General features: G+C 44.2%; 11 protein-coding genes and 1 pseudogene. 5 read left to right on the top strand and 7 right to left on the bottom strand.

The window, feature by feature from the left end; genetic code table 11:
* Both F6J94_RS21485 and F6J94_RS21490 read left to right on the top strand, forming a co-directional pair.
* A pseudogene (locus F6J94_RS21485) lies at nucleotides 1–222 on the top strand (ABC transporter permease); the annotation flags it as partial.
* Nucleotides 223–438: 216 nt separating this feature from the next.
* Nucleotides 439–825 (top strand): hypothetical protein, encoded by a 387-nt coding sequence (locus F6J94_RS21490; RefSeq protein ID WP_293044003.1) that lies wholly within the window; start codon nucleotides 439–441, stop codon nucleotides 823–825.
* 152 nt (nucleotides 826–977) lie between these two features.
* On the opposite strand, the gene F6J94_RS21495 is transcribed toward F6J94_RS21490, so the two are convergent.
* The 7 genes from F6J94_RS21495 to F6J94_RS21525 form a co-directional block, all read right to left on the bottom strand.
* Nucleotides 978–1,334 carry a late competence development ComFB family protein gene (locus F6J94_RS21495; protein ID WP_293044005.1) on the bottom strand — a complete coding sequence of 119 codons (357 nt, stop codon included), beginning with the start codon at nucleotides 1,332–1,334 and terminating at the stop codon, nucleotides 978–980.
* Between the two features lie 76 nt (nucleotides 1,335–1,410).
* On the bottom strand, nucleotides 1,411–1,791 hold the full coding sequence (locus F6J94_RS21500; protein WP_075905905.1) for a response regulator: 381 nt from the start codon (nucleotides 1,789–1,791) through the stop codon (nucleotides 1,411–1,413).
* A gap of 31 nt (nucleotides 1,792–1,822) precedes the next feature.
* On the bottom strand, nucleotides 1,823–2,440 hold the full coding sequence (locus F6J94_RS21505) for a hypothetical protein (protein ID WP_293044008.1): 618 nt from the start codon (nucleotides 2,438–2,440) through the stop codon (nucleotides 1,823–1,825).
* A gap of 366 nt (nucleotides 2,441–2,806) precedes the next feature.
* On the bottom strand, nucleotides 2,807–3,187 hold the full coding sequence (locus F6J94_RS21510; protein WP_293044010.1) for a response regulator: 381 nt from the start codon (nucleotides 3,185–3,187) through the stop codon (nucleotides 2,807–2,809).
* Entirely contained in the window at nucleotides 3,177–6,056 is a 2,880-nt protein-coding gene (locus F6J94_RS21515; protein WP_293044012.1) for a PAS domain S-box protein, read from the bottom strand. Before F6J94_RS21515 ends, F6J94_RS21510 begins: the two co-directional genes overlap by 11 nt.
* Before the next feature lie 103 nt (nucleotides 6,057–6,159).
* Nucleotides 6,160–8,142, bottom strand: coding sequence for a response regulator (locus F6J94_RS21520; RefSeq protein ID WP_293044014.1), 1,983 nt, complete (start codon nucleotides 8,140–8,142; stop codon nucleotides 6,160–6,162).
* 131 nt (nucleotides 8,143–8,273) lie between these two features.
* Entirely contained in the window at nucleotides 8,274–8,708 is a 435-nt protein-coding gene (locus tag F6J94_RS21525) for a peroxiredoxin (RefSeq protein WP_293020858.1), read from the bottom strand.
* A 257-nt stretch (nucleotides 8,709–8,965) separates the two neighbouring features.
* Here F6J94_RS21525 and F6J94_RS21530 point away from each other — a divergent pair, with 257 nt between their 5' ends.
* From F6J94_RS21530 to F6J94_RS21540, 3 genes are all read left to right on the top strand, one after another.
* Nucleotides 8,966–9,382 carry an Npun_F0494 family protein gene (locus F6J94_RS21530; protein ID WP_293020857.1) on the top strand — a complete coding sequence of 139 codons (417 nt, stop codon included), beginning with the start codon at nucleotides 8,966–8,968 and terminating at the stop codon, nucleotides 9,380–9,382.
* A gap of 73 nt (nucleotides 9,383–9,455) precedes the next feature.
* Entirely contained in the window at nucleotides 9,456–10,946 is a 1,491-nt protein-coding gene (gene cobQ, locus F6J94_RS21535; protein ID WP_075895506.1) for a cobyric acid synthase CobQ, read from the top strand.
* A 131-nt stretch (nucleotides 10,947–11,077) separates the two neighbouring features.
* Nucleotides 11,078–11,317, top strand: coding sequence for a 2Fe-2S iron-sulfur cluster-binding protein (locus F6J94_RS21540; RefSeq protein ID WP_075895508.1), 240 nt, complete (start codon nucleotides 11,078–11,080; stop codon nucleotides 11,315–11,317).
* The last annotated feature ends 195 nt before the right edge of the window (nucleotides 11,318–11,512 follow it).

Consider the following 11,512-nt stretch of genomic DNA (forward strand, 5'->3'; position numbering starts at 1 on the left):
TTCATGCCCAAATGGTTACAGGTAGTAGCCAGTCTCAACCCCCTCAGCTATGCCATTGAACCAATTCGCTATCTCTATCTTCACAATGACTGGTCTGTTGGTAGTATTGTGATGCAGGCTCCCTGGGCATCTATTACCTTTGGCCAATCCCTGTTGGTATTGCTTGGTTTTAGCACAGTCGTATTACTCGCAATTTCTCCACTACTCAGCCGCCGGTTGTAATTATTCTTCCTAGGGCTAAGGCCCTAGGATCCCGTGAAAGAATCAATATTAACTCATCGCTTTTTCTGGATGGTTGACTATTGACAGGGTCGCGTCAACCGTCCAAAATGAACCTGTAACAATTGTGCAGGTTAACTGTGCAGGTTAACTCAGGTTAACTATATATAAATCTATAGCAGAATACCAGTGAGATTTATCCATTGAGGGGGGATTCCCATGACAATCAGCAACCAATCTGTTTTTACTGTAGCTGTATTGAGTGTAGCCCTTGGCATTACTACAGCGTTACTGCACGGGTCCGCTACTGCCCAAAGTATAGGTACTATTCGAGCGGATGAAAATTTTAATAATCCTAACGAGCAAGACACGTTTGGGGGGTTTGGAGACAGTGGTTTCAACGCTTTTGATTTAATCCATAATGCCCAATTGGGTACAGTTGACATCAATCAGTTCAATCAGGGACAGTCTCAGAGACTAGACGATGCTGCTTCTGAGTTTCGGCGTTTACAATTGGAACGGTTGCGCAATCCCCAAGTAGTATCTCCAGAAAACCAATATCGAGAAAACCAGCCTGCTACGTCTGGAGTTAGCGAAAGTTACTGATAATCTTAGACATTTTGCATCAGGTTTGGATCACGATTGATATCAAGTTCAGTTAATCATTTGATTTACAGGTCATACCATAGATGTTATAGCAGTTCTCAATACCCAATTGAGAACTGCTATTTTATGATATAAACTGTCGGATATCAAGCTCAGAAATTAGAGGAGATAGACCTTGAGGTAAACGTTTGGGGCATCGGGTAATTATCCCAGCTGTAGTTTCCCATTAGATGAAATAAATTATAGATTCCTGTGTGAATCCAGTTTTCTAAATACAGCTTCTGCTCTGAGGATAACTGGTGTAATTCTTGGCTTTTTGATGATGCTTCACTATTGTCTATAACTTCGTAATGATTCGGAATTCTGCTAAGGACATAAGCAATTAAATCCTCGCGTATGTTAGACTGGTAAAACATGTATTGATAGGGAAACTCCGGATACGTTGCTAAGACGTTTTCAATTTCTTTAATCACTATCGATGTAGTTACGTGAACAAGGGTTTTACCCATAGTTTACACTCCTTTTGCCAACCGGTTATTGTCCACCGGTTTATTAATCAATATATAGCGTATTTTAAGCCCTGTTTTAAGTCAATGGAAGTATTCTTAACTGCTGATTAATTGCTGCTAATATTTCCTGACTCTCTACAGGTTTGGTTAGATAATCATTGGCTCCCAGTTCCTTAGCTCGAGCATAGCCATCCTCCTTGGAATCACTGGTTAGAAATATAAACGGTGTTTTCGCTGTATTTAACCTATCTCGTAATATCTGTAGAAGCTCATACCCATCAAGGGATGGTATATTAGTTTCAGAAATAATTAAATCAGGTCGGATAACTTTAGCTAAATTTAACCCGAGCCAACCATCTTCTGCAGTAAGGACATTAAAGCCTTCTAATTCCAGTAAATCTGAAAAATTTGAGCGCAACAGTTTATCATTTTCAATTAATAAAATTGTTTTGTTCATCGCTCCAGCCTCTATAAATTCATGATCAAGATTAATCCCCAACTTGCAGAATCTGTTCTAGCAAGAGGCGATCGCTAGTTGAGCTACCGAACCATAACTTATCTTTGGCCAGAGTACTGAGATATAACTGACCATTTGGTTCAACGCTAAAATCTTGACCCAACACTAACCCTTGCTCCTGAAGCTTCTTGATTGCGACAGTCATCGCTACTGCCACTAAGTCAAGTTCGGGCATCAAATAATCGGGATGACGCAATAGCCACTGACAAGCATCAAGGTTAATCTCTGGTAGTCGATAAACCGCTGCCAGTAAGACTTGCTCAATATAAGTGGGACTGGGTAAAACAGTCAGAAAGTCTTTAAGAGATTTGATAAATGTTGAGTCTTGACTCTGAAATACATCCACAGCTAATCCGATGTATGACTCATAGTCCTGGGCTTGGCTGGTACCCAGATCTCGTTCCTTGGTCAAGGGCAAACTCTTGATACCCAGGACAACTGGTGTGAAGGTTTGTCTCCTCTGGTGCTCTGGGTGGTGAGGATAAGCTAAATCGATCCTAGGACTGATCGTGGGACTCAGGGATAATTGCTCCAAAGGAGTGGCGTTGGAACAATTACTGGAACTGCTACCTTTGTTTGAAAAAATCATACCCATACCCCGAAGTTCAACCCAAGATCTATTTACCTTACCTAAAAATAGAAATTAGGGCGCAAATGTGAAGAGATTGTGATTAGACTTCGCGGCAGTTGTCAGGGAATAGGGAATAGGGAATAGGGAATAGGTGTCAAAATTGACTTAGAAGCTATCCAAAATGATTGCTTAGTTATTTTTGCAAGAGGTCTATTGGGTAGGGTGCTAACTTATGGCTAATCGGTAAGATATCAGAGGTGAGTGCTATGGAATCTTTTTACCTCACCCAATTGAGAACTGCTATAGCAGCAATTAATCCTAATCCAGTTCCTGATGATTTGCTGCCGGTTTGGGAGTTTCAATAAAACCTAGCACTGCGATAGCTCAATCGAGCCAATTAAGAATCCCTTGGATTTCTTCGACCAATTCCATAGGTTTAAACGGCTTGGTAATAACTCCAGTTACCCCCAAATCTAGAAACTGCTTTTGCTCGCTGCTCCTAGCTTTAGCGGTTAGCAAAATTGTTGGGATATCCGCTGTCACTGCATTAGCTTGTAACTGTCGAAATGTAGCCGGTCCATCTAGCTCGGGCATCATTACATCTAGCAGAATCGCATCAGGCTGATCTGCCTCAGCCTTAGCTAATCCCTCTTTACCAGAATCAGCTGTCAACACTTCCCACCCTGCTGCTGCTTCTAGAGAAAATTGGATGATTTCTCGAACCCCATCATCATCATCAATCACTAAAATGCGCTTAGTTGTCATCTTTCCCACCTTCTGCTGCTGCTGTTTGTTCTGGTAAGGTAAAATAAAAACTGCTACCTTCACCAACAGTACTCTCAACCCAGATTTTGCCTCCGTGCTGCTCCACTATATTACGGCAAATCGCTAACCCTAAACCCGTCCCTCCCTTTTTACGGGCATCGGAGGCATCAACCTGTTGAAAACGGCCAAATATACTTTCAAGTTTGTCATCCGGAATTCCCCGGCCCTGGTCTTTAACGGTAAACAAGATCGTGGCACTGTTTGGGTCAGGGGGTGAGGTTCTTTCTGGTTCCTCTGGCTGTTGGAGTTCTACAGTTAACCATAGGCTAGAACCTCTGTCTGAAAATTTAATCCCATTGCTGAGTAAATTGGTTATGACTTGAATAATGCGATCGCTATCAGCCTCGAATTCAATTTCAGATTCAATGGCTTGGGGCGAGACTTCCAATTTAATCCCAGCTCGATTAGCCATCACCTGCACCTGATCAACAGCTTTAACCATCAACTCAGCTGCATTCACTGGCTGCTTCGACAAACGGATCTTACCAGATTCCAGACGTTCCAGCTCCAAAATATCGTTAACTAGTCGCACTAAACGCTCAGCACTATCAGCGGCAATGCCAATCACACGCTGTCCTCGTTCAGACTGAGGTTGAATTAGACCAGTTGATAACAGGTTCAAGGCACCATGAATTGACGTTAGGGGGGTACGGAGTTCGTGGCTGACCACGGACGTGAATTCATCTTTCATCCGTTCAATAGCGTAGCGCTCAGTAATATCTTCCCCAATACTCATGGTGCCAATTGCCTCTCCCTGGAGATTTTGGAGTAGGGTATTATTCCAAGCAATGATTTTTTCTTGCTTTGACTTGGTGAGAATCGAGTGCTGATAGTGAGGTTTAAAGTCTGGCTCTAGGATGTCCTGGAAGTATTGCTGTACTGACTGTTGCTGGTAATTGGGCAGGAAGTTTTCAAACCAGTCCTTGCCTAAAACTTCTGCTTCTGTGTACCTAGTCAATTCTAGGAAGAACGGATTGACATACTCCACTTTACCCTCTCGGTCTAGTCCCACCACCACCAGTCGCACATTTTCGAGAAGGCTGCGCCACCGTCGCTCTGATTCCTGTAAACTAGCAATTAACTGGGTACGTTCTTCTTCAAATCGTTTGCGTGAACTAATATCTCGCTGCAACACTAAGATATAGCTAATGTTTCCTTGGGTATCATGAACCACTGAGTAGGAGGAGTCTGTGGTAAGAACAGTCCCATTTTTGCAGACAAACTCAATTTCTTGACGATGGGTTCCCTGCTCCAGTAAAACTGGAAACTGTTGCTGGCAAATATTTTGGTATGTGGGGGTAAAGAACTCTTCTAAGCGATTACCGATCAATTCTGATTCAGCATAACCCGACTGCTGGATGACAGCCGGGTTCACTTGCTCAATCATGCCCTGAGTATCTAATATATGGATAAAATCTGGGGCAGATTCAAACAACGAGCGGAATCGTTGTTCGCTTTCGAGTAAAGCAGCTGTGCGCTGTTGAACCCTAATTTCTAATTCTCGATTGAGTTGTTGTAATTCTCGATTGAGTTGTTGCAGTTGAGCTTCTTGCTGTTTACGCTCCGTGATATCCGTAGTGATGCCGTGAAGATGTACAGAGGTGCCATTATCACGCCTAACCACACGAGCGCGATCGTTCAGCCAGCGAATTTCTCCATTACTGAGCTGAATTCTATATTCTAAATCCCACGATTGACGACGGTTTTCTTGAACAGCTCGCCATGCCTTATCAACAGGATCAAAATCTTCTGGCACAACAAACTGTCGCCATAAGTTGTCTTGATCGCTAAATAGCTCGAAAGTTGGGCGACCGTAAACTTGCTCGAAGGCTATATTAACATAGCGCAGTATCCCAGAAGGCAGTGATACTGACCACACCACGTCTTGAAGAGAACTCATAATTGCTCGGAGCCGCTCTTCGTTGGACTTCAGCGCCTTTTCATTTTCTTGAAATGCTTCTTCTGTCTGCTTGCGATCGCTAATATCCGTAATTGAGCCAACCACTCGCACTGGATCACCTGCTTCATTCCAAAGTGCTTGTGCCTGGTCAAGAATCCATTTGTAACTGTCGTTGTTGCACCGTAAGCGATACTCTTGAACATAATAGGAGGTTTTCTGGGCTAAGTGATCCTCCATGGCTTTGATCACCTGGTCTAAATCATCGGGATGGATGTGTGTCCGCCATTGATGGTTATAGTTTCCGATGTCGTAGCTTTCATCATACCCCAGCATTTCCTTACATCGGCTGGATACAAAGGTTTCATTGGTTTTGGGGTTCCAGTCCCAAATTCCCTGATTAGCTGCCTGTAGTGCCAATTGCCAGCGTTGCTCACGTTGCCGTAAGGATTGCTCTGCTAAAATACGCTCTTCAATTTGAGATTTTAGCTCCTGGTTGAGCTGCTCAAGTCCAGCCAGACTAGGTGAATTTTGGATTCGAGGTATAATAGAGTATAATTTTATGGCAGTGTAGACAGAAACTATAGCTGTAATTGCTTTAATAGAGCCTGATAGCCAGTAAGCTGGATCCCAAACGGTCCATAGTTCCATCAGGTGAGTGGTGCCACCGCAAATAATAAACGCCCCAAACAACATCAATAGTCCCTTGAAAGGCAGATTCTGCCGCTGCCTAATCAAGTAGACTAGCAGTATGACAATCAAATAGTAGGCTAGGGTAATGAGAGCATCACTGATCAGGTGCAGCCAGATCACGTTAGGCTGCCCAAGGTAGCAGTTACCTTGGGGAATAAACGTTTCGGCAAATAGGAGATAGTCAAAGAAATTGATCATAATCGGGTTGACAATTGACATGATTGCTGACAGTCAACCGTTAACCATCAACTGTGAATAAAATGTGATCAACTCTACTATGTCCGATCTCCAAATTCTATGTCCACTAACTGACCATAGTTATTTATTTATCTGACAACATTTGATTCTTCTGTGCTATCATACTAAGTCTTAGTTGGCTGCGCTCAATGCGATTCAACACCCGAGCCAAAAGTTCTGGTTCCTTGATTGGTTTTTGTACGTAATCATCTGCCCCTGCCATAAACACTTGCTGCACAGTTTCAGCATCTTGAGCAGCTGAGAGAAACAGCACCGGTAACTCACCCCAGCGAGGGTCATTGCGTACCACCTGACACAGGTCAATACCGCTAAATTCCGGCATTTGCACATCCAAAATCAGTAAATCGGGAGTACACTGCTCTATGGTCTCCCAGAACTGTTGTGGATCGTTTAGTAAAGTCAATTGGAATCCCCAAGGTTCTAGCACAGTGCGTATATGATCCAAGATTTGAGGGTCATCGTCAACAATCAATAGCTTTGCCTGTGGTGGACCAGATTGTTGCAAGGCTTTAGCGATCGCATCCATCACCTTTTGAGGTGCTACAGGCTTCTGAAGAAAACCCCGTCCCCCCAAACGAGCCACTTTGACTCGTTCAGCAAAACTCTCTTTAACCGTAAGTACTACCACAGGCACAGGGGGCTGAGTTGTTTTCAGTTCTGCTAACAGCTCTAAACCATTTCCCGCTGATTCAGGAAAACACAAGTCTAGCAGTACCACATCGGGGCGGTTACGAGCAATTGCTTTTCGGGCTTGAGATATATCACCGGCCACCTCAACCTGCATTTTCCAGGCTGCTACCTCTGAGGCTAACCCTTGCGCTAGTTTTACATCATCATCCACAATCAATAGTCGTGGGGAGTGGGGAATCGGGAATCGGGAGTTGGTAATCCGGAGTGGTTGACTTTGAGTAGGTTTTGGAAGGTTATCCTCGGTCTCTAGTTCTTGTCGTAGTTCTACCACTAGTTGAGACAGATGTGCTATTACCTCCTCACTAGCTTTTTTCCCAGATTGCAATATCTGCTCAATCTCACGGGATTTGAGAGAGCCTTGATCAAAACCAAAGCTACCGAGGGAACCGGCTAGGGTGTGTGCCTCCCCTAAAGCCTCCTGTCGCAACTTTCCGGTAAGATTACCATCTCGCCAATCCGTCACCGCCCGCTCCAATACATTGAGCCGCTTGATATACTTTGACTTCTGCTGCTCCCAAATGGCACTTAGTCCTGATTGCTTTGGTTCTTCGGATTGAGCCTTAGGGACTGGGGAAACGGAACTATCACTCTTGCTCTTTGATTGTTTCAGGTTAGATGGTGTCTTTTTAGCTACTTTTTTGCCTTTGTTTTTCTCAGTCTTTGTTTGACCTGAACCTTCCTCAGGCAGTTGTCTGAGCCGATACCCCAAGCCGTAGACGGTTTCAATTAAATCATTTTTGACTCCAGCTTCCTTGAGTTTCCGCCGTAAACTTTTGATATGAGCTCTAACGGCATTTTCTGTAGGGGGTTCTTCAAAAGACCAGAGATTATCTAGCAGGAAACTTTGGCTAAAGATGCGGTGGGGATTCCGTAAAAACAGCTCTAATAGACCATACTCCTTAGGTGTCAGATGTAATAGTTCCTGATCGTAGCTGACCTGGCAGTTACTGGGGTCAAGTTCGAGCAATCCCCACTCAAGCACAGGGAGTAGGGGGGTGCTGCTGCGGCGCAGCACTGCTCGAATTCGGGCTAATAATTCAGGTATGTCTAAGGGCTTGACTAAATAATCATCTGCTCCTGCGTCTAAAGCTTCGACTTTGTTAGTGCTGGTGTCTTGGGCAGTGAGGAGTATAATCGGAGTGCGATCGCGTGCGTTTCGCAGCTGCTTGCACAAATCAATCCCCGTGAGCTTGGGGAGCATCCAATCTAGCAAAATCAAGTCATACTTAAATATCTCTGCTAGTGCTATGCCCTCATCCCCATCTGTAGCTAGATCAACCTGATAATGTTGACTAGCTAGCGCTGCCGTTACCACTTTGGCAATACCTTCATCGTCTTCTACTAGCAGGATTCTCACGAGGACCTAACAGCTCCAGCACCAAGGGGATGGGTTAGTTTCTTGATTATATAAATAGAGATTATATAAATAGTCATGACTTCGCCCAAATTCACAAAAATTTAGACGAAGTTTGAGGCTTTTGACTTAGCTTAGCCCATGGCTGTCAAGATATCTTGAGCGTGGGTAGCAGTTTTTACCGTCTCATCAACGTGAGTAATTTTGCCCTCGCCGTTGATAATGTAGGTTACGCGCTTGGAGTAACCGCCACCATCAACATCATAAGCCTTGGTGATTGCGCCATCGGTATCTGCTAGCAGGGTGAAAGGCAGACCATACTTTTCCTTAAATTGTTTGTGGGATGCCTCATCATCCATACTGACACCGAGTACCACCATGTCTTTACCTTGATACTCAGTGTAGTTATCCCGAAAGCTTTGGGCTTCCTTGGTGCAGCCGGGAGTATCGTCTTTGGGGTAAAAATAAAGCACTACAGTTTTCCCCGCAAAGTCGGACAGTGAAACGGTATTGCCTTCGTCGTCTTTGACAGTAAATGCTGGTGCATCCATGCCAACTTGAAGAGCCATAACTTTTGTTTCCTATAGAAATATACTGAACTTATGTATAAAGTTTACAGTAATACGACTTACCTAGTAACTCGACTTTTAGGGTGCCTTCTCTTTAAGCATCATTATACATAAGCGCGTTTGTTGCCCAGTTTTGCCTGGGTCTTGAATAAATTCCAAAATTTCTAGAGTAAACCACCAGAGGTTGGCCTCTAATGTCAAAAAAACCTTAATATAGAAATAATCGGCGGTCAGTATAGTTCTGAGATTTAGTAACTGTGGCAAGAACTTCAATTCAGTCTCAAGGTAGCCAGCCTATTCAATATCCTGACCGAACTACTAAGCGTGCAGAGCAAGCAATGCGCTGTTTGCCATTCCAAATGCCTCTATTGGCAGCGATGCGTTCTAGCAGTGTTCCACTCTTATCTATAGTAGGTCTTGAAGGTGTGGAGAGAAACTACACAACGCGCCCTAGGTCGGAATTGGCAGTAGAAAGCGATTTAATGTGGTTGATTCAAGTGGGTGTATTACGTCGAGAAGTAGACGGTCAGGGAATTACGGATAGTTTTCGACTGACACCTTTGGGTCGTCAGTTGTTAGAAAAGTGGGAACGGCTTGGAGAAACCTTACCTCCACCCTCACTATCAGATCGACTCGATCATACCTTGAATCGCTGGCTAAGATTGTCGGTTTAAATCAAGTTGGTGACAGGGTGATATCTCAATTCATTGATCATCTAGGCTAGTTCTGACGCCCTAACCCTGAATTATGAAAGCGATTATGGTGGTGGGTACTACATCCCACGCAGGAAAATCCTTGATAAGCACAGCTCTATGTCGCCTTCTTTCGCGACAAGGCTGGCGTGTCTGTCCCTTTAAGGGTCAGAACATGGCTCTAAATGCCTATGTGACACCTAATGGCGGAGAAATTGGACATGCCCAAGCAGTACAAGCTTGGGCTGCGGGTGTCATTCCCTGTGTGGAAATGAACCCAATTTTACTTAAACCCCAAGGTGACATGACCTCCCAGGTCATTCTTATGGGTAAAGCCGTAGGGAAGGTTAGTGCTGGGGAGTACTACGAAAAGTACTTTGATAAGGGTTGGCAGGTGATTGAAGAATCACTGCGACGTTTAACCAATGAGTTTGATTTAGTCGTGTGCGAGGGAGCTGGTAGCCCAGTAGAAATTAATATCAAGCACCGCGACTTGACCAATATGCGAGTGGCGCGGTACCTCAAAGCTCCCACCTTGCTGGTGGTAGATATTGACCGTGGAGGGTCTTTTGCTCAGGTAATCGGTACTCTCGAACTCCTCGAACCAGAGGAGAGAGCTTTGATTAAAGGTGTCGTGATTAATAAGTTTAGGGGTCAGCGATCGCTTTTGGACCCCGGGATAAAATGGTTAGAAGAACGCACTGGTATTCCTGTCGTTGGAGTTATTCCGTGGATTGATATACTGTTTCCCGCTGAAGATTCCCTTGACTTACTAGATCGCAACACCAGGAACAAGTCCAATAAGGAAGTCACTATCGTAGTAATTCGTTTACCTCGAATTTCTAACTTTACTGATTTTGACCCCCTCGAAGCTGAACCCAGCGTCTTTTTGAAATATCTGTCACCAAACGAAACCTTGGGATATCCAGATGCAGTGATTCTCCCAGGGACAAAAACTACCATTGCGGACATGATGGTACTCCAAAAAAGTGGCATGGCTGAGCAAATTCAAAACTACGCTGCCTCAGGTGGGACAATTTTGGGAATTTGTGGGGGATTCCAAATGCTAGGCAAAACCCTAGTTGATCCCGATGGATTAGAGGGTAAACAGGGACGTCATCCAGGATTAGGCTTGTTGCCCTTAAAAACCTTGATTACCAGTGGCAAAGTTGCCCGTCAGCGGATGGTGACCTCCAATTATCCCCAAGTTGGCTTACCCATTACCGGTTACGAAATTCATCAGGGGCGTTCGCGACTGCTTGAGGCGGAGATGGGAGATAATAAATCTGCTTATCGAGCGTTATTCGATGACCATGGTTTGGGCATTGTTGACGTGAATCAATCAATTTGGGGCAGCTATCTCCATGGCATGTTTGACAATAGTCCTTGGCGACGTTCCTGGTTGAATCAACTGCGCTCCAGACGAGGGCTACCTTCTCTCCCTACTGGGGTTGTCAACTATCGGGAACAACGAGAAGCGCTTTTGAATTCACTGGCTGATACTATCGAATCTCATCTTGATTTAACCCCGATTTTAAGGTCTTAGACTGTTAACTATCAGATTATTATTGTCAAAAGTAAAAAGTAAAATTGAGAATGGAAAATGGTTAAGTAAAATTATTAATTAAAAATTCAACTAATTAACAATAAACAAATAAATTAAATGACTAATCAAACATGAGTGTGAGCGTTCGCTTTCTACCAGATGATGTAACAGTTGAGGCCGAAGTCGGAGAAACCATCCTTTTGGTGGCTGAACGTGCTGGTGTGTTCATTGCCACAGGTTGCCTGATGGGTTCTTGTCATGCCTGTGAGGTAGAGATAGAAAATGGACCGACTGTTTGTTCTTGTATCACTGCTGTACCTGCAGGTTATGAACAGCTGACGATTAATCTATACTCTGACACCAATTGGTAGTCTATAAATACCATGGCAATTGGCTTTGGTCAAGGTCACTATTAGAATTTAGAATGCAGAATGGTGAATTTGGAATTCTACATTCTAAATTCACCATTCTGCATTCTGACCGACAACCTTGGCCAAAAGGCCACGCAATCGCGTTCAACCTACCCTACACCGAATCGCCTTGGGTGAACAACCTTGGCCAAAAGG

The organism is Moorena sp. SIO1F2, from assembly GCF_010672755.1.
GTDB lineage: Bacteria > Cyanobacteriota > Cyanobacteriia > Cyanobacteriales > Coleofasciculaceae > Moorena.